Source organism: Novosphingobium aeonii, from assembly GCF_052279045.1.
In the GTDB taxonomy this organism is placed as follows: domain Bacteria; phylum Pseudomonadota; class Alphaproteobacteria; order Sphingomonadales; family Sphingomonadaceae; genus Novosphingobium.
This window is the reverse complement of record NZ_CP176833.1, coordinates 796,883-814,949: the sequence shown is the minus strand read 5'-3', so window position 1 is coordinate 814,949 and position 18,067 is coordinate 796,883. Positions and strand designations below refer to the sequence as shown.

General features: G+C 63.2%; 19 protein-coding genes. 8 read left to right on the top strand and 11 right to left on the bottom strand.

Features of this window, described 5'->3' with window-relative positions:
• The gene (locus ACLIMP_RS19200; protein WP_054441838.1) at positions 1-2,193 is read right to left on the bottom strand and encodes a putative bifunctional diguanylate cyclase/phosphodiesterase; all 2,193 of its coding nucleotides are present in this window, start codon (positions 2,191-2,193) and stop codon (positions 1-3) included.
• A 411-nt stretch (positions 2,194-2,604) separates the two neighbouring features.
• Here ACLIMP_RS19200 and ACLIMP_RS19195 point away from each other — a divergent pair, with 411 nt between their 5' ends.
• Positions 2,605-3,627, top strand: coding sequence for a UbiA family prenyltransferase (locus tag ACLIMP_RS19195; RefSeq protein ID WP_054441837.1), 1,023 nt, complete (start codon positions 2,605-2,607; stop codon positions 3,625-3,627).
• Positions 3,628-3,637: 10 nt separating this feature from the next.
• Here ACLIMP_RS19195 and ACLIMP_RS19190 read toward each other — a convergent pair whose 3' ends face one another.
• The 5 genes from ACLIMP_RS19190 to ACLIMP_RS19170 form a co-directional block, all read right to left on the bottom strand.
• Positions 3,638-4,504, bottom strand: coding sequence for a sulfotransferase (locus ACLIMP_RS19190; RefSeq protein ID WP_443478830.1), 867 nt, complete (start codon positions 4,502-4,504; stop codon positions 3,638-3,640).
• Positions 4,501-5,526 carry a prenyltransferase/squalene oxidase repeat-containing protein gene (locus ACLIMP_RS19185; RefSeq protein WP_054441835.1) on the bottom strand — a complete coding sequence of 342 codons (1,026 nt, stop codon included), beginning with the start codon at positions 5,524-5,526 and terminating at the stop codon, positions 4,501-4,503. The genes ACLIMP_RS19190 and ACLIMP_RS19185 overlap by 4 nt, the downstream gene beginning before the upstream one ends.
• 32 nt (positions 5,527-5,558) lie before the next feature.
• Positions 5,559-6,920 carry an ABC transporter ATP-binding protein gene (locus ACLIMP_RS19180; protein ID WP_221937295.1) on the bottom strand — a complete coding sequence of 454 codons (1,362 nt, stop codon included), beginning with the start codon at positions 6,918-6,920 and terminating at the stop codon, positions 5,559-5,561.
• Complete coding sequence (locus ACLIMP_RS19175) at positions 6,827-7,594, bottom strand: ABC transporter permease (RefSeq protein ID WP_054441833.1); 768 nt, start codon at positions 7,592-7,594, stop codon at positions 6,827-6,829. The genes ACLIMP_RS19180 and ACLIMP_RS19175 overlap by 94 nt, the downstream gene beginning before the upstream one ends.
• A gap of 72 nt (positions 7,595-7,666) precedes the next feature.
• Positions 7,667-8,575, bottom strand: coding sequence for an NAD-dependent epimerase/dehydratase family protein (locus ACLIMP_RS19170; protein WP_054441832.1), 909 nt, complete (start codon positions 8,573-8,575; stop codon positions 7,667-7,669).
• 182 nt (positions 8,576-8,757) lie between these two features.
• Between ACLIMP_RS19170 and ACLIMP_RS19165 the strand changes: the two genes are divergently transcribed.
• Both ACLIMP_RS19165 and ACLIMP_RS19160 read left to right on the top strand, forming a co-directional pair.
• Positions 8,758-9,963, top strand: coding sequence for a glycosyltransferase family 4 protein (locus ACLIMP_RS19165; RefSeq protein ID WP_054441831.1), 1,206 nt, complete (start codon positions 8,758-8,760; stop codon positions 9,961-9,963).
• On the top strand, positions 9,960-11,072 hold the full coding sequence (locus ACLIMP_RS19160; protein ID WP_054441830.1) for a glycosyltransferase family 2 protein: 1,113 nt from the start codon (positions 9,960-9,962) through the stop codon (positions 11,070-11,072). Before ACLIMP_RS19165 ends, ACLIMP_RS19160 begins: the two co-directional genes overlap by 4 nt.
• 30 nt (positions 11,073-11,102) lie before the next feature.
• Here the strand turns inward: ACLIMP_RS19160 and ACLIMP_RS19155 are convergent, their stop codons facing one another.
• Both ACLIMP_RS19155 and ACLIMP_RS19150 read right to left on the bottom strand, forming a co-directional pair.
• Positions 11,103-11,906 carry a hypothetical protein gene (locus ACLIMP_RS19155; RefSeq protein WP_443478829.1) on the bottom strand — a complete coding sequence of 268 codons (804 nt, stop codon included), beginning with the start codon at positions 11,904-11,906 and terminating at the stop codon, positions 11,103-11,105.
• Between the two features lie 221 nt (positions 11,907-12,127).
• On the bottom strand, positions 12,128-12,892 hold the full coding sequence (locus tag ACLIMP_RS19150; RefSeq protein WP_054441827.1) for a mechanosensitive ion channel family protein: 765 nt from the start codon (positions 12,890-12,892) through the stop codon (positions 12,128-12,130).
• 95 nt (positions 12,893-12,987) lie between these two features.
• On the opposite strand from ACLIMP_RS19150, the gene ACLIMP_RS19145 reads away from it, so the two are divergent.
• The 5 genes from ACLIMP_RS19145 to ACLIMP_RS19125 are packed head-to-tail and all read left to right on the top strand — an operon-like array spanning position 12,988 to position 15,398.
• Positions 12,988-13,170: a hypothetical protein gene (locus ACLIMP_RS19145; protein ID WP_132468879.1), complete on the top strand. Its 183-nt coding sequence runs from the start codon at positions 12,988-12,990 to the stop codon at positions 13,168-13,170.
• Entirely contained in the window at positions 13,170-13,967 is a 798-nt protein-coding gene (gene narI, locus ACLIMP_RS19140) for a respiratory nitrate reductase subunit gamma (RefSeq protein ID WP_185999593.1), read from the top strand. Before ACLIMP_RS19145 ends, narI begins: the two co-directional genes overlap by 1 nt.
• Positions 13,964-14,869 carry a peptidylprolyl isomerase gene (locus tag ACLIMP_RS19135; protein ID WP_082370589.1) on the top strand — a complete coding sequence of 302 codons (906 nt, stop codon included), beginning with the start codon at positions 13,964-13,966 and terminating at the stop codon, positions 14,867-14,869. Before narI ends, ACLIMP_RS19135 begins: the two co-directional genes overlap by 4 nt.
• Before the next feature lie 2 nt (positions 14,870-14,871).
• Entirely contained in the window at positions 14,872-15,195 is a 324-nt protein-coding gene (locus ACLIMP_RS19130; RefSeq protein WP_054441825.1) for a hypothetical protein, read from the top strand.
• On the top strand, positions 15,192-15,398 hold the full coding sequence (locus ACLIMP_RS19125) for a hypothetical protein (protein ID WP_221937294.1): 207 nt from the start codon (positions 15,192-15,194) through the stop codon (positions 15,396-15,398). The genes ACLIMP_RS19130 and ACLIMP_RS19125 overlap by 4 nt, the downstream gene beginning before the upstream one ends.
• A 69-nt stretch (positions 15,399-15,467) precedes the next feature.
• On the opposite strand, the gene ACLIMP_RS19120 is transcribed toward ACLIMP_RS19125, so the two are convergent.
• From ACLIMP_RS19120 to ACLIMP_RS19110, 3 genes are read right to left on the bottom strand one after another with little or no spacing between them, the layout of a single operon-like run.
• The gene (locus tag ACLIMP_RS19120; RefSeq protein ID WP_054441823.1) at positions 15,468-16,265 is read right to left on the bottom strand and encodes a MetQ/NlpA family ABC transporter substrate-binding protein; all 798 of its coding nucleotides are present in this window, start codon (positions 16,263-16,265) and stop codon (positions 15,468-15,470) included.
• Between the two features lie 8 nt (positions 16,266-16,273).
• Positions 16,274-16,939, bottom strand: a complete 666-nt coding sequence (locus tag ACLIMP_RS19115; RefSeq protein WP_132468882.1) for a methionine ABC transporter permease — start codon at positions 16,937-16,939, stop codon at positions 16,274-16,276.
• Positions 16,936-17,901 carry a methionine ABC transporter ATP-binding protein gene (locus tag ACLIMP_RS19110; protein WP_443478828.1) on the bottom strand — a complete coding sequence of 322 codons (966 nt, stop codon included), beginning with the start codon at positions 17,899-17,901 and terminating at the stop codon, positions 16,936-16,938. Before ACLIMP_RS19110 ends, ACLIMP_RS19115 begins: the two co-directional genes overlap by 4 nt.
• Positions 17,902-18,067 lie beyond the last annotated feature (166 nt).

Genomic DNA, 18,067 nt, shown 5'->3' with positions numbered 1-18,067 from the left:
CTAAAGCGTCCCGAAAAGCGGCTCGCCGGTGCGATAGTCGACGATCTCATGCGCGTTATTCTGCAAGGTCACGAGGTTCTGCGCCGTGACACGCGCCGGTGCCGGTTTGCCGAACTGGTAGCCCTGCGCGAAATCGCATCCCCATGCCCGCAATGTCGACGCTTCAGCGATGTCTTCGATGCCTTCCGCCACAACGTCGATGTTCAGCTTGTGGCAGATGTCGATCACGCCGTGAACAAGCGTGGCGCTCCGGTTTTCCAGCAGGCGCCCACCGCGGATGAAGCTCTGATCCAGCTTGAGCCTTTGAATTTCGAACTCCGAGAGGTAGCTGAGCGACGAGTAACCGGTCCCGAAATCGTCAAGCGCCAGGATGTAGCCGCGCTCACGCAGCCCCTGAAGGTTCGCATGGACCGTCGCGGACTTGTTGAGCAGGACGCCTTCGGTGATCTCGAAGCCGATGGAAACCGGCTCGACATTGAAACGCGCCCGGTTGAAATCCACCTGATCGAGCAAGGCGGTATTCTCGAGCTGAAGCGGCGAGAGGTTGATCGAGGTCTTCAGCTTGGGCCAACGGCGACTGTCCTTGAAGGCCTGCTGGATGATCCACGCCCCCAGTTGCGGCATGAGCCCGAGCTTCTCGATCACCGGCACGAAGACGGCGGGCGTGTCCGTGGCCCCGCGCTTCAATCGCAGCAGCGCCTCGACACCGGCGGGCTTCATCGTGCTCAGGCTGATAATCGGCTGATAGAACAGCTCGAACCCTTCGTCCTCGATGGCCTTCTTCATGCGCGCCTCAAGGCCCTTGCGGCTCTTGAAGGCCTCGCCAAGCGCGGGATCGTAAACGACGTGGCTGGCCGGCCCTGCGGACTTTGCAGCACCAAGGGCGATGTCTGCATGCTTCATCAGTTCGCTGGCGGTATGACCATGCTCGGGCGCGGCGGCGATCCCGGCGGAGATCGTTACGGATACCGTCCCGCCATCGCGCGTTCCCCTGCTGATGGCGATGCCGGTTGCACGGGGGCCGAGATCGTGCACGTCGGGATTGCCCACGATGAGCACGGCGAATTCATCGCCATCCAGCCTTGCGACCAGGCAGCGCGAGCCCTGGAATTCGGCAAGCAGCGCCTTGCCGAATTCGCGGATAACGTCATCCCCGGCACGGTGGCCGAGTGCCTCGTTGATGGCGCTGAAATCGTCGGCATCCAGCAGCACCAGCTGGCAGGGCTGGGCTCCCGCGATCTGTTCCAGTTGCTTGATGAACGTAGCCCTGTTTGCCAGCCCGGTTCCGGGATCGAAACTCTCGAGGAAACGTGCTCGCCTGGAATTGTTTACGGCTTCTTCCCTCAGGCTATTGGCGCGCAAGGCGATCATCAGGAACAGGATGAGCACCGCCGCGCCGATCGCCAGCGTTGCGGGGATGACATATCTGCGAATAGCCTCGCCGGGTCTTGCCGGACGCCATACCATGCGCCCCAACGCCGTGCCGTCGGAAGCGGTCAGGGCAACGCTCCGCATCGCGGGGGAAGGCATGGCCCTGGGTCCGATGGCCGCGAAGCCATCGAGCATCAACGTGCTGGCCCAGCGGTTCAGGAGCGGCTCGTCCAGATATGTGACAGTAACCAGCGTCAGCGGTTCACCGGAAGCGGGCAGCCGGGATGCGGCGACAATGGCAGGGACGCCCCGAACGGACCCAAGGTCGGCCATCGCCGGCGCGTCCTTTCGGGTGCCCGCCAAGGCCGGAGGAGCAGAAGGAGAAGCGTCACGAAGAGAGGCCACCAGGCCATTGGTCGCGCTCTGGATTTCCTCCAGATCCTCGGGCTCTGCCCGGCCGGCCTTGGTGTAACCATAGATCGCGCCCGAAGGCGTCATGATCGCGACCGCTTTCGTCGCATCGGCGGCCACGGTAGGCCGCCCCAGTTCGTTGTCCAGCCAGGTCGCCGCTTCATCCGGCCCGAGGTCCGCAATCTGCCGTGCCGGCTCCAGCCGCGCACTGATCGCAGATGCCTGGGCCGACGAGCTCGAAACGATGCGGGCAAGCGCGTTCTGCACTTGCTGCTCCTGCCGCGCCGCTGCGATCCGGTCCATCGACTGCGACGTCACGAACAGTGCGGCTGAACCGCCTATCGTCAAACCGAGGATACCGACAATCGCAACCACGCCGCGGTGTCCCGACAGTTTTTGGCCAAGAAACATGTGCGATCCCTACCTGCTACCTGGGGTACCCGGGCCATTTGGAATGGATTGCATTACGGGGCCTTCCTCTACAAAACGCAACCAGGTGTTATCCTCCGCGCGATGAAATTTCGCAAAGCCGCCGATTACCTTCGTCCAGACTGCAAACGGCCAATCCGTTCCCGCGTCCCCCACTTCCCATTATAGCGACAGGACCGGGCGTCCGGTCCCGCAGATGCAACTTTGAGTTTCAACCGGATGCAAAACGCAAGGCAGCGACGCATCGCGAATTTGGACGGGTCTATCCGGCGCGATCTTTTCGCCATTCCATCAAATATAACAGCACTGTTCCATAACCTTACGTTCCGCTAGATCGAACTCCACTGCTGCGGAGTGTCGTCCTCGGCTTCCGCTGGCGGGGGATGATTGCCAATGCCCAAGGTGTTTGATTCCATAAGGCGAACAACCCGCGCGAGCGACTGGTGGGACTACAAGCTGCTCGTCATCGTCAGCCTGTTCCCGGCAACGCTGATCTGCGCTGGCCAGCCTGTTCTCCCGCATTGGCGCGACGCGATCCTGCTGATCCTGTCGCTCGTGAGCGGCGCAATTTTTGCCAGCATCGTAAACGACCTCTGCGACCGCGAGGAAGACCTGCGCGCAGGCAAAAGCACATTGGCAACGGGGCCTGTCCGCATGCTCGCTGCAGCAATGCTCGTCGCAAGCATCGCCACCGGCGCGGCGTTCCTCTTCGCATGGCGTGACAACCTTCCGCTTTGCATCGCCTATGCCTGCGCCTGGCTCGCATTCCTGGCTTATTCAGTTCCACCGTTCCGTCTGAAGAAGCGCGCAAGCGCGGGCATCATCGTGGTGGCGCTGGGCGAAGCGACCTTGCCGACGCTGGTTGCCCTGTTGCTCGCCTTTCGCAGCGCAGACCTGGCGATCGATCCTGTCTGGCTTGGGGCGGTTGCAGTATGGAGCCTTGCCCACGGGATGCGCGCCATCCTGTGGCACCAGCTGCGCGACCTTGCGGCCGATCAGGTCACCGGCGTGGAGACTTTCGTCGTAAAGCATGGAGCCATGCCCACGAGACGTCTGGCATCCTGGATCGTCATGCCCGCGGAAGTTGCCGGGCTTGCGGTCATGATGGTCAAACTCGGGGGCGTCATTCCTGCCTGTTTCCTGGCGGTTTACGGGATCGTTCTTTGGCTGAGACGTCTGCTGTGGCACAATGTGCCGGTCGTGATAGCGCCGCTGAGCAACCACATCCTGCTTCTTCAGGACTACTATCTGGGCTTTCTTCCTGCGGCCATCTTCCTGAGCGGCGTTCTGCGCCACCCTTCGGACGTGATGGCCTGGGCCGCGTTCCTGCTGCTTTTTCCGAGAGCACCCTTGCGCATCTTCGGGGACCTGATCCGGCTTCTGCGGCAATACTGTAGAGAAGTCGCACTACGGTAGGGAGAGATGGTCAGCCGGTATAAAGCGCCGCGTAGTCCCGATAGCAGGGATCTTCGACCAGCCTTGTTGAACCGGCCAGTATTTCCTGCAGCACAGGATCCGGAAGGTGCAATTCGGTGATGGCGGAAACCGGCACCATCCTGTCGACCAATCGCGCCACATGCGGCCCCAGGCGCGAGTTCGCCATTCGAACATGAAGCAGCGTGAGCGCCTTGCGCAGCTTCCGAGACGGCAGCTTGCGAATGGCATTCGCAATTCTCGGATAGGCGTTCAATTCCGCCTGCGAGAGCCTTACGTTCTCCGCTGCTGCCGAGATCGGCCCCGAAACCACGCCAAGTATCCCTTCGACGACGGCGAGAAAGGCAGCGGGATCGGCGCGCAGGAGTTCATAGGGCAGAACCGTCACGCGCTCGCCGAACAATTCCCGATACCAGGACACCAGCCTGTCATAGTCCATGACAACCGGAATGACCGACTGCGCGGCCGGCGAAGCCAGGAAAGTCTCGAGCTGTTCGTGCCAGCCCATGGCTACGAGCTGCGAATGTGCCGAGCGAATAACCTCTCGCCACCCCCGCGTAATTATCAGGATATGCGCACTCGGGAAAAGAGCGTGCAGGTGATCGCAGACCGCGCGCTGGGCCTGGGCCATTCGAGGCCAGTCTTCAGGCCTGATGGCCGGTACCGAAAGGTCTTCGCAACTCGTGACACGAGCCTTGCCGGCCTCGCCGCAGACCGCCTGCCACGCGAACCGGAGGGGGCCGGCACTGCCGCCAAGATGATAGGGTTCGAACAGGATGTCGGGATGCCGGGAAAACCAGGACTGCAGGTAAGTGGAACCCGTCTTGGGATATCCGACATGCACAAGGTGAACGCTCACCCTTCTCTGCCCGCCAGGGCGCGATCGAGGGCGCTTACGCTCAACGCCGTCGTCATGGCCTCGCTGCCAACGCGCCAGACCTTTTCCGGTGCAGGCGCAAAGTCGAGATACCCCCTCCTCTCGCGAGAGGCGACATAAAGGGGTGCGATAGGCCATTCGCCGGCTGGCTGCTGGGCGAGCAACAGCCGGTCGATCCAGTCTTCATCGATGGGAGCCCCCCAAATCGAGCGAACCAGGATTGCCAGCGCAACATGGATTGCCGGCGCCTCCGGCGAAACCGAGGTCCTGGACAGGATAAGGGAGCGGGCCTCCTCACTCCGGCCGACGAGCGCGCGGGAAAACATGTAAAGTATAAGGAAGGGATCGTTGTAATATCTGTCGCAGCTTGGCTCCCTGCCCCCGCGCAGGATTTCAACCAGCTTGTCGATGACACGGTCGTCGCCTTCGAAGCTCCCGAGCCAGACAAGGACGTTCGCGTTTATTCCCGCATCTACATCGTCCCGCTCGATTCTGCCTGATGCGAAGAGTTGCCTGCTTCGCAGCGGGGCAAACGCCTGCCGCCAGTCGCGACCGATCAGTCGCCAGTGTCGGCGCCCCCTCGACGGCACGATCCAGGTATAGAACATGCCGTGAGGATCGCGGTTCTCAAGCAGGACGGCTCGATTGTCGGACTGACGCCCCAGCTTCCCGAGCGCGGCGGCCCCCAGCGCCGTATCGTCGACGTCCAACGGTACGTATTGCCCGTGATGCCCTTTTTTCCAGTACCGGAAGAACCCTCCCGCTTCGCGCTCCCTCGTCAGGAAGGAGCACGCGCGCTCAAATATGAGGGCTGCCTGCGGGCACTCGGCCAGTACATTGGCGATAAATGCTGTCACGAACACGCAGGGATCGGATACCCTGCGCTCGATCATGTCGCAGGAATGCGCGCTGAACGAAGGGAGTTCGCCGCTCTCAAGCTGGACAGATTCCAGATAGGCAAGGCCCGACCGTATAGCGGACCGCATGGCGGCGGTATCAGACATGAAAATCCTTCTCTTCAGCAGCAGTGCGGCGACTAAGGAAGCACGGCTTCGCCGCTGGCGACGGGTTGCCTCACGGACCCGTTTGCGTCCGGGTCCATCCAGCATGCGTCCATATGGACCAATTGGCCCAACTGCTTCTCGCCATTGGAAAACAGGTCCGCCTCGCCTACGACATCGAAGCGCGATCCACCTCCATCAGGTCCGCCGAGAGGAAGGACTTGCAACGCCACGCTATCGGCCAGGATCGGTCGCAGCAGGAACGTGCCGGCGACCAACGGAAGCGATGCGATTTCGCAGCGCAACGTCGAGCGCCCGGGGGAAAGAATGCGCGCTTCGCGATCGAAGGAGGAACTGATGCAGGTCCAGCCATCCTGCGAGTGGATCGAAAAGCCGCAGAATGCGCTCAGATCCTCGTCGGCTTCCAGTTCCATGACCACTTCTGCCGGCTCCCCGCAGCGCGCGGCTCCGCCCCGGGCATGGTTCAAAGACAAGCGGAGAACACGGAACGGCGCCGCCGCTATCTGGTCCGCCGCACGAATGTCCAGCGGGCGCCGTTCCAGATACTGGCGGACCACGTCACCGACATGTCCCGACGCCACCACCTTCCCCTGGTCCAGCAGGACGGCACGACTGCAGGCCTTCTGCACATGATGGGGCACATGGGAGACCAGCAACAGGGTTCCGCCGCCTGCCATGAACTGTTCGAGATGGCTGATGCACTTGCGCTGGAACGCAAGATCGCCAACGGCCAGGACCTCGTCGATCAGCAGGATTTCCGGCCGCAGCATAACCGCGATGGCATAGGAGAGCCGCGCCTTCATTCCCGCGCTGTAGACCTGCACGATCGTATCGGCGGCCTCCTGCAACTGTGAGAAATCGAGGACCGACGGGATCAGGTTCCTGGCCGCCTTGCGTCCGAGGCCGTGCAACATCGCGACCACGACGATGTTCTCCGCGCCCGTCAACAGCGGGTCGATCCCCGCTCCAAGGTCAAGCAGGCCCACTACCTTGCCCGAAGTCCGCGCCGAACCGTGGTCGGGCTCCAGCAAGCCATAGATGATCTTGAGCAGCGTACTCTTGCCTGCGCCGTTGTGCCCGATGATCGCAAGGCCTTCGCCGCGTCGAACCTGCAGCGACACATCGTCGAGCGCCCAGAATTCGCCCTTCCGAAGCGACGGGTATGGTCGCAGCCACGGAAGCAGACGGGCCAGGGTATCCCGCACGGCATATGCCAGCGATCGCCGCAGGTTCGGGCAGTATTTCTTGCTCAGGTGCCGGACATCGATGGCGTAGATTTCGCTCATCCCATACGCTCGATCAGTTCGGGCTGCGCGATCCGGTAAAACGGAAAAGCCACGGCAAGCGCCAGCACACCGACGACGAGCGGCAACCACAAAGGGTCGGCGACAGATGCACCGACGATCGATGCGCGGGCGGCGTTAATCAGCGGCAGCACGGGGTTGAAGGCTTCCCACCCCGTTGCCGCCAAGGGATAGGCAACCGGCATGACAAAGAACAGCAGCGTGGTCGCCATGGGAAGCGCACGCCCGATATCGTCATAAAGCAGGCCGAGCGGGGTCAACAGCAACCCCAGCCCCAGTCCCAACAGGGCCAATGCCAAAACCGCCAACGGGAGCCAGACGATACTGCCCCCGACATGCACGCCGACCACGGCGCAGAGGATGAGTACCCCGCAGATCCGAACTGCAGCGCTAAGCAGGACGTTCCACAGGCCCGCCAACGTCAATGCCTCATGTGGGAACCGGATGCGGGACACAATCGACCGGTTCTGCGAATGCTGGGCCAGCGGAGCCCCCAGCGCATCGACGAATACCTGCCAGAAGCTCATGCCGGCAAACACGAAGAAGACGTAGGGCATGCCCGGCACGTCGAAATTCAGGTTGCCCCGATTGCGCAGGAATCCTGTAACGAGGCAAGCCACGAGCGCCGGAATGAAAAGCCAGAGATGGCCCAGCAGCGAACGCCGCGCTCTTGCGCGAAGAGACGCCCGGAACAGAGCCGCGCTGAGCCGCAGCACATGCAGCAACCGGTTGAATGAGGCCTTCATTACGAGACTTGCCCAAGGCTCAACGCACGCATTTCCCGAGCCGACTTTCCCAGCACCGGATGCCCTGCCCCGTTACGCAAGCGCGAGCGATGAAGTCTTCGCCTCCGCCTCTTCGAAGAAATTGTCCGCGAGGCGCGCAAAGCCCGTTTCGATGTCTACTTCCGCCTGCCAGCCAAGAAGCTCCTTCGCACGCGACGGATCTCCATAGAACCGGGCGACATCGTAAGTGCGCGAGGGTGCGTTACGCGCGCTGACCGGCTTGCGTGCCACGCGTCCCGCCAGATCGGCAAGCATCTGCAAGGTTGTGCCCCGCCCGGTCAGCAAGTGGATCGGTGGCAGGATTTTCCCTGTCTGCGTCGCCTCGATCAGGGCAACCAGCCCGCGCGCGACGTCATCGACATGCGTGAAGTCGAACATGTTTTCCGGACCGTCAAGGCGAAGCTCTCCGCCCAGTGCCGCGGTATGGGCGAAAGCCGTGACAACGCGGTCTGCATGGTCGCGCGTGCATCCGTAGACATTGGAAAGCCGGACGATATTGGAAACCACGCCGGCCTCCCGCGCCGCAGCGACCATCTGTTCTCCCGCGACCTTGGAACGGGCATAGATGTTCATCGGGCTGAGTTCGGCGTCTTCGTGCACGGGAAGGCTGCCTTGTTCGCCGTAGACCTCGCGGCTGCTGGCAAAGATCATCCACGGACGGGTCTTCTGCCGGATCACGGTATCGACCAGCTTCTGCGTGGCGGCCACGTTGACCTCCTGCGCAAGCTTGGGATCACGCTGCGCCCAAACGACCCGCGAAACGGCTGCGAGATGAAGAACGCCGTCCACGCCCTCCACCGCGGCCTCGAGCGAACGCTCATTACGGGTGTCCTGCCCAGGATCGCGTGCGATATCGAATTGACGGCAGGAAATCCCGCGGTCTGCAAGTGCGCGAATGGTCGCGCGCCCAACGAGGCCTTCCGACCCGGTAATCAAAATCATGAGTTCGCCCCCGAACAGCTGAAATTTCCCCTTAGCAGAAAATCCCGAGACCTGAAGAAATAGTATTGCCTTTTCAACACTTCCGGAAAAATTCACGAATAGGTCGGCGTTCGCTATTTTCCCGGCGCAGAATGCCGTCATGCATCTGGCATCCGCTTTCCCATGCCCCTATGCGATGGCACATGATGAACTCTTCCGCCTCGTCACACATCCCGAAGCCACGAAACATTTGCTTCATCAGCTCGAACCAGGTCTGGGGCGGCAGCGAGGAACTCTGGTACAGGACCGCGCTGACGTTCGCGAAAGGCGGACATCGGGTGTCCGTGTACAAGCCATTCATCGCCGATAGCCGCGAAGCGACAGTCCTGCGCGGTTCCGGCTGCCGCATTCACGATCTCGCCGGCCCCCGCCATGCACCGACCCGGCTGCGCAAGCTCGTAAGCCAGGTCTGGAAAGCTTCGCGATATCTGCAGGATCGCCTGCTGGCCCGGGGCCTGCGCGCATTGCAGCCCGACCTTGTCGTCGTATCGCAAGGGCTCAACTACGACGGCTGGTATGCCGGTGAAGTATGCAGGAAGCTTGGCATTCCCTTCGTCCTGGTCAGCCAGAAAGCCTCCGACCTCTACTGGCCGCACGACCGCATGCATGCCGAACTGCGCGGTGTATTCGGCGCGGCGCAGCGGGCATTCTTCGTCAGCGAACACAACCTCCGGCTCACCGAAGAACAACTGGGAATGGCACTGCCTAACGGCATCCTCGTACGTAATCCCTACAATGCCGACTGGTCCAATCCCCTGCCCTGGCCGAGCGCCGGAGCGGAGGAAAGCGTCCGGCTGGCATGTCTGGCGCGGCTGGATGCCCGCGAAAAGGGCCAGGATCTCCTGCTGCGCGTCCTTGCGATGCCCAAATGGCGCACCCGCGACATTTCCGTGCAGTTCTATGGCTCCGGCCACAACGCAAACGGGCTCAAGGGGATGGCCGCGTACCTCGGGCTCGAAAATGTACAGTTCCCGGGCTACTCGGCGACCCCTGCGAAAATCTGGGAAACGGCGCACGGCCTGATCCTGCCGTCCCGATGCGAGGGACTGCCGCTGTCGCTTGTCGAGGCGATGCTGAGCGGCCGCGTCGCCATCGTTACGGACGTTGCCGGCAACCGGGAGGCCTTGCAGGACGGCGTGTCGGGATTCCTTGCAGAGTCCGCCACCGAAGCCGCGCTCGATGCCGCACTTGAGCGAGCATGGCAGCAGCGTGGATCATGGCCATCCATCGGGCGGCAGGCTGCGGAGGCCGCCAGGAGCCTCGTCAGCCCCGACCCGGTCGGAGAATTCAAGGCAATGCTCGAGGATCTGATTCGCAGCGATCGCCGAGAAAAGGCAGCCAAGGGATGACGGAAACCAGATGCGATCCCGCTGCCGGCTTCGGCGGCGGCAACCCGCTGGTATCGGTGATCGTCCCGGCGTTCAATGCCGAGGCGACCCTTGCCGAAACCCTGGCGGCGGTAACAGGCCAAACGTATACCGGCATCGAAGTCATCGTCGTGGATGACGGTTCTTCGGATGGCACGAACGCCATTGCATCAGGTTTTGCGAACAGGGACGCACGCGTGCGCGTCATTTCCAGCCCGAACAAGGGCGTTGCGGCCGCACGCAACCTCGGCATTTCGAGTGCTTCCGGCAGTTTAATCGCACCGATCGACGCAGATGACCTGTGGCACCCCTCCTATCTCCACAAGCTCGTAGCCGTCCTGACGAGGGCCGATGAACCGGCCGAATGTGCCTTTTCCGGCTTCCGCCTCATCGACGATCGATCGAATATCATCGGCTCGAGCCCGCTTCACCGCATGTGCCACATCGGCCCTTACCGCATGCTCTACCGAAACCTCGTGGGCAACGGCAGCGGCATGGTGTTCAGAAAGGACGCCTGGGTCCGGGCAGGTGGCTACGATTCCGGCCTCAGGGATGCGGGATACGAAGGCTGCGAGGATCATTTGCTGCAGTTGATGTTCTGCGCTCACGCCCCGCTGGGATCGGTGGCAGAGCATCTTGTCGGATATCGTCGGGGACCGGGCACCATGTCGCGCAACCGCGAAAGGATGCTCGGCTCGGACGCGATGATGCGCGACCTGTTCCTCGAGGCCCATCCTGCCGTCAATCCGCCCCGCTGGCTCGATCGCTGGATTTCGGCCCAGCGAGACCTGCTGTTGGCGGAGGCCCGGCTTTCCAGGCGCCGCTTCGCATCTTTCGGCACCTTCATGCTGCGCGCGATGACAAAGGATCCGGTCGCCCTGGCCGTTGCGATTGCGGGAAAATCGCGTTCCACGGTGCGGCGCATTTTCGTGAAGTACGCACCGCCCTCGCAACATTTCCTCTCGATCGATCCGGCCGATGGCGGGGCCGGGATAGGAATACCCGGCCGGACAGGGCTATTCTCCCGACTTCAGGCAGCGCGTTTGAAACGGATCGCCTCGCTGGACGAGGAGTTCCACCACGCCGCCTAGGCGGCCTGGACGCCGCTTGGCACCCCTTCTTCAGAACGAAGCCTGCAAGAGCAGGGCAGGACCGTGCAGCTTGTACCGAACCCGTCCTTCCCACGCGTCCTTTTCGATCCCGACCCTGTAATCGACATAGCGATAGGCGGCGCCGAGATCGATGTTTTCCAGCACCTTGAAATTGACGCCGGCCTGCGCATTGATGAGGCGGCCGTCATAGTCGCCAATCTTCAGCGACAGGTAATCGACCCGGCCATTGAGCGTCCACCTGTCCGCAATCCTGTACGTCCCATAGGCACCGATGGTGGGCATGGGAGCCAGGACGTTCTTCTCGCGCCGACGGGCCTGCACGGATGAACCGCCGACCGTCGCCTCCCCTTCGAGCGCGACGTCGAAACGGGTTGCATGCAGACCGATCGCAGCCCCGATTTCGAGGTTGCTGCGACTGACGAACGAATATCCGACCGTCACCCGGTAGATATCGCTGTCGAAGCTGCTGCCGAGTTGGGCGGACGCGGGATATGTCACGTCATCGAACTCGATGTCGCGAGCCAGTTGGACCGAGCCCTGCCGCTTCAGCTTGAAGAAATCGAAGCCGACGACGATGCGCCCGAAGCGCGCGCCTGCCGATACCGCTGGCAGGATTTCGTTCTTGTCCATGTCGAGATCGCGTTCGAAATCGATGTCGGATCCGACCGTCTGACTGGTGTTCGCCGTCACGCTGACGTTGGTGTCGATCCGCGGATAATAGGCCTGCACCGCGATCCAATAGTCCTTGTCCAGCGTCTGCGCGGCCGCAGGCGCCGACAGGCACGTGGCAACTACCGCCGCCCCGACCAGCATTGGTCTGCAAAGGGGCGACGAAGACCTCATGAGGGCCAACGAGTTGTCGACTTCTAGGTTCATAGATGCGTCCTGCGGATACGCCCTGCGGCGATTGGGATTGCGAGCAAACCTGGAGGCGGGATGCCGCCCTGAGGGCGCTCCCACGCTTCCCGACCATTGCCCTGCTTGCCGGATGCGGCCCGGCAAGTCCCCGATCATATCCCGCGGCTGCGCCCGATCTAATCAGGGTTTGCCCCCGGTTGGCCATGGGGAAAGTCCCGAGAGGCGCCGGGACTTCTCTCCGACAGATCGATCCGATGAAGCGGCGGTGACGGGGAAACGCCTATAGCGTCAAGCCGGCGCAGCAGTTCGAGCAACAGCCGCTCCTGCCGAACGAAGCCTTCGGCATATGTCGGGCCTTGCAGGTAGCTGTGGATCTGGAAGGTATAGAGCCCTTCCTTGAAACCCAGACAGCGAACCGGGCAAGCCGTTGGAATATAGTCGGGGTCTTCTTCCAGTACCGATCTCAAGGCGGTGAGCACCGCCTCGACACCGGCTACCTGAACATCAAACCCGACGCCGAATATCTGATCCACGAAGAAGCGATCCCGCAGCGTCAGGTTCTCGATCTCTGCATCGGCGAACTGGCTCTTGGGAATGGTAAGAAGCCTACGCTCCCGCGTGCGTATCCGCGTCGAGCGCATTCCCACGTCGACCACGTCGCCGATGCGCCCGTTGACCTTGCAGCGATCGCCGATCCTGACCGGCTTGTCGGCCAGCACCATGATGCTGCCCACCAGATCCTCCACCGCCTTTCTCGCGCCAAGGGCGAGGGCAAGGCCGCCGATGCCCAGTGCAGCAAGACCCGCCGTCACGTCGATGCCGAACGTCGACAGGAACACCGCAACGCCGAGGGCAAGCCGCGCAAGGCGGCCTGTACGCGTGACGAAGTTGACGATGCCGATACGCTGAAGCTCGCCCCGGCTCTGCAGACGCCAGACCACGCCACGTCTTCGCGGCGCTCAGCGAGGGGCTTGAAAAACGGCAATCTCCCTACGCCGCCATTTTCGCGGCGCTCGTCGAACTGGGCGGGCAGCGGATGGACAAGGATGCGCTGGCGGAACTCCAGCGCAGCGAACCGGACGACGATTCCGCCCGCCTCGACGATCAGTGGGAAGAAGCCCCGGTCACGTTCGGCGGTGCCCACGAGATGGGCGACCCTACCGGGGTCACCGCCAAGATCAGGGCCTCCAACCGCCCCGTCGGCAAGGAGCAAGCGTGATGCATGACTTCATCAACCACCTCGCCTTTGGATGGTATCCCTATTTCGCCGTGACCGTCCTTGTCGTGGGCAGCATCCTGCGCTTCGACGCGGACCAGTTCAGCTGGCGATCGCAATCGAGCCAGTTCCTGAGACGCAGGCAGGTGGTGCTGGGTTCGAACCTGTTCCACATGGGCGTCCTCATCCTTCTGGTCGGCCATTTCGTGGGGCTGCTCACGCCGGTCACGGTGATAGACAAGCTGGGCATAAGCCACAGTTTCAAGCAGATCGCCGCCATGCTCGTCGGCGGCGTGGCCGGTGTGGCGGGCTTCGTCGGCTGCTCGCTGCTGCTTCACCGGCGCCTGTTCGATCCCCGCATCCGCAGAAGCTCATCATGGGGCGACATCCTCATGCTGGTCCTGATCTGGTGCCAGTTCATGCTCGGCATCTCGACGACGTTCTGGACCGCGCAGCATCTCGAAGGCGAGGAAATGCTCAAGTTCATGGGCTGGGCGCAGGGGCTCCAGACCTTCAACCCGTCAGCCGCGCACTTGTTGATCGATGTGCCGATGGTCTACAAACTGCACATCATTCTTGGCCTCACGCTTTTCGTCATCACCCCCTTCACCCGCCTCGTCCACGTCTTCAGCGCGCCGATCTGGTACATCTTCCGTCCCGGTTTCCAGATCGTGCGGACCCGCGGCAAACGGTCCGCGAAAGACTACTCGCAGACGCGCGGACACGCGGGAGGCGCTCCCAGCTATGGAGGGCCTACGGTGCTTCGCCAGATGGCCGAAAGCGGACAGGAGGGGTCATGACAAGAACAGCCGACATGATCGACGTGACGAACGTGTCACCGTCGTTCGGCGACATGCCGGGTGCCTGCCAGAGCGGCGGTTGCGGCTGCTCCGGTCCCGCCATACCGCCGCCACCGGCCTTCGGGGACGTCCTTGTGACCGGCGTCGAGATCACGCCCGAGGCCATCGCACAGGAAATCCAGCATCACCCCGCCCCCGACCCGCAAACCGCATGGGTCGAGGCCGCCCGCGCACTGGCCGTACGGGAGCTATTGGTCCAGGAGGCCAGGCGCCTCGGTCTCCACCCGGCAAGCCATCCCGATGAAACCGGACGCGCTGAAACCGACGACGAGGCGCTGGTCCGCCTCGTGCTGGAGCAGGAGGTCGCCCCTGAAATCGCCACCGAAGGCGAGCAGCGGCGCTATTATGAAAGCAATCCCCAGCGGTTTCGAACGCCGGACCTGTTCGATGCCGCCCATATCCTGATCGAACCCGAGCGGCAGGACGACGCGGCATGGGATGCCGCCGAAGCCTTCGCACGCTCCATCGCCGCCGCGGTAGGGGACGACCAGACCGCGTTCGCAGAGGCCACACGGACGCACTCGGCCTGCGCGCCGGCCCAGCAGGACGGCTCGCTCGGGCAGATCCGTCGGGGGGAACTGGTCCCGGCGGTCCAGCAGGCGATAGAGGCGCTGAAGAACGGTGAAACCGCTGCCGAGCCGGTTCGCTCGCGCTTCGGCTGGCACGTCGTGCGCCTCAACCGGCACCTGCCCGGACGCACGCTTCCGTTCGATGCGGTGCGCGACAGGATCGGCGACATGCTGGAAGCGCGAAGCTGGTCCATGCTGGCAACACGCTATGTCGCCGCGCTGGCGGCACGCGGCACGGTCGAGGGGATCGTGGTCGGCGCGGTGGAGGACTGACCATGATGCTGGGCGACCTTCTCGGCATGGCGCGGCGATCCGCGGCGAGCATGGAGCGCTACCTTGCCGAAACCGATCCCGATACCTGCACCGATGTCCGCCGCGCCGCCGCCGCGTCCGCCATTTCGGCTACCGAATTCGTGCGCATGGCCGTGGCCGATTTTTCGCGGGCAGCGTCCGAGGAAGACTGGGCCACGATCATGTCCGCCATGCGCGATGGGCCAGATCCCGGGCGGACCTGCCTCCACGCCATCCTGCAATGGCGAATTGCCGCCCCGACCTGCGAAGTTCATACTGGCGGGCAAGCGGGAAACCACGGAGCATGACGATGACCGAACAAGCGAAGGTCGGACAGCCCCTCAACCCTGCCCTGAAGCAGACCGAGGAGCGCGTCCATGCGACCGACGAATGGACGCCTGCGCCCATCGACAGCGTTTCGACAAAGGAACGCAAAGGCGAAGGCTGGCCACTGATCTGGCTGGTGGTAGCCGTGGCCTGCCTGGCGATTACCGCCTACCTCATCATCTGAGCGCGAACTCAAAACCCGAATTCGCGCTCAGGTCCGTGTGATCGGGTCGTGCGCGCTGTGCGATCCCGCTCAGAAGGCGGGAACGACCGCCCCCGAATACTTCTTCTCGATGAAGGCCTTGACCTCCGGCGTGCGCAGCGCGGCAACCAGTTTCGCGACACGCGGATCGCTGCGCGCCTTTTCCGTGCCGACCACGAAGTTGACGTAGGGCGTGTCCTTGCCTTCGATCAGCAAGGCATCGCGCATGGGATTGAGCCCGGCGTCCAGCGCATAATTGGTGTTGATCGTCGCCAGGTCGACCTCTCCGAGCACGCGCGGCAGGGTGGCCGCCTCGATCTCGCGGAACTTCAGGTTCCGGGGATTGGAGACGATATCCCGTGGCGTTGCCGACATGCTCCTGGGATCGCGCAGGGTGATAAGCCCGCCATGCGCCAGAAGCTGAAGCGCGCGCCCGCTGTTGCTCGGTTCGTTGGGTATGGCCACCGTCGCGCCTGCGGGCAGGTCGGCAACCTTCTTCCACTTGCGCGAATAGGCGCCGAACGGCTCGATGTGAATTCCCGCGATCGGTACGAGATGCGTGCCCTTCGCCTTGTTGAACTCATCGAGATAGGGCCCGGTCTGGAAGTAGTTGACGTCTATCCGCCCTTCCGAAACCTGGACATTGGGCTGGACGTAGTCGTTGAACACGCGAACGTCGAGTTGCAGCCCTTGCTTGGCCAGCACCGGCTTCACGAATTCGAGGATTTCGGCATGCGGCACGGCAGTGGCCGCGACCGTCAGCAGGTTGGGATCATCGACCTTCTTGGAAGCGCCGCAACCGGGAAGCAGCAAGGCCGCAAAGGCAGCGATAAGCAGGCGTCGTTGCATGGGAAATCCTATTTGCGGGTAAAGCGGCGGACGAGACGGTCTCCCGCGGCCTGGAGAAACTGGACGAGGACGAGCAGCAGGACGACGGTGACGAACATCACGTCGGTCTGGAAACGCTGGTAACCGAAGCGGATCGCCAGATCGCCCAGCCCTCCCGCGCCCACGGCACCGGCCATCGCGGTGAACGAAATCAGCGTGATGGCCGTGACGGTGACAGCCGCCAGTATCCCCGGCAGGGCTTCAGGCAGGAGCGCGCGGAACACGAGGTCGCGCGTCGTCGCCCCCATCGCCTGCACCGCCTCCACCGTATTGCGATCGACTTCCCGCAGCGCCGTTTCCACGAGGCGCGCGAAGAACGGAGCGGCCCCCACCACCAGCGGCGGGATCGCGCCCGCCACGCCGAGCGAGGTGCCCACCAGCAGGATCGTCAGCGGGATCATCACGATCAGCAGGATGATGAAAGGCACCGATCGCAGCAGGTTGACGGCAAGCGCCAGCGCCCCGTTGCCCCAGCGACTGGCCCAGGGCTGCCCCGGTCCGGTCAGGAACAGCAGCACGCCCAGCGGCAGGCCGAGCAGTACGGTCAGCACCAGCGAGCCGCCCAGCATGGCCAGCGTATCGAGACAGGCCTGGCCGATTTCGCCCCAGTCCACATTGGCGAACAGGTCGTTCATTCGACGTCCCCATGGTTGCGCAGCGCGGCGATGGCAGCGGCGGTGTCGCCGCCGAGAAGGCCCAGTGTGAGCCTGCCGAAACTGCCATGTTTGAGCCGGCCGATGCGGCCATCGAGAATGATGAAGTCCGTGCCCGTCTCACGCGCGATCCTTGTGAGAACGGGGTCGAGGACGGACTGTCCGTGCAGCGTCAGGCGCACGATCGGACCGTCGAACCCAATGGGTGCCTCGTGTTCGCCGTCCTCGTCGATCAGCGCGCGGGTCTCCGCCGCCTGCGGATGAAGGAAAACGTCCGCCACGCTGCCCGTTTCGACCACGCGGCCCGAATGGAGCACCAGCACCCGGTCGCACACCTGGCGGACCACTTCCATCTCATGCGTAATGAGCACGATCGTCAGGCCAAGCTCGCGGTTGAGGTCGGCGATGAGGGCAAGGACGCTGCGTGTCGTCTCGGGATCGAGGGCGCTGGTCGCCTCGTCGCACAGCAGGATATCGGGATCGGTGGTCAGCGCCCGCGCGATTCCGACGCGCTGCTTCTGGCCGCCGGAAAGCTGGGCCGGATACTTGTCGCCATGCTCCGCAAGCCCCACCCGCTCCAGCAAGGCCGGCACTTTCGCGGCGATCTCCGAGGCGGAGGCGCCTGCGATACGCAGCGGCAGGGCGACGTTGTCAGCCACCGTGCGCGACGAGAGCAGCCCAAAGTTCTGGAAAATCATCCCCACGCGCCTGCGCAACGACCGCAATTGCGGCGGCCCCAGAACCGCAACGTCGATGCCGTCCACCAGCACGCGTCCGGCGCTTGGCCGTTCGAGGCCGTTCAGCAGCCTCACCAGCGTGGACTTGCCCGCGCCGGACCGGCCGATGATGCCGAACACCTCGCCCCGGCCGATCTCCAGATCGACATCGGCAAGCGCGGCATGGGTGCCGCCGTATGCCTTGTGAACGCCTTCAAGCCGGATCATGCGGCACGCACCTTTCCGCCGGATCGCCGCATCGCTTCGCGATACCGCAGGGCCCGCGCGGGGTGGTGATGGAACTGGAATATATCGATCATGGCTCCGAACCGGAAAAACTCGTGAATTGCTGAGCGCTGGGGGAAGCGGCGGTTAGCGGAACCGGGCCGGACTA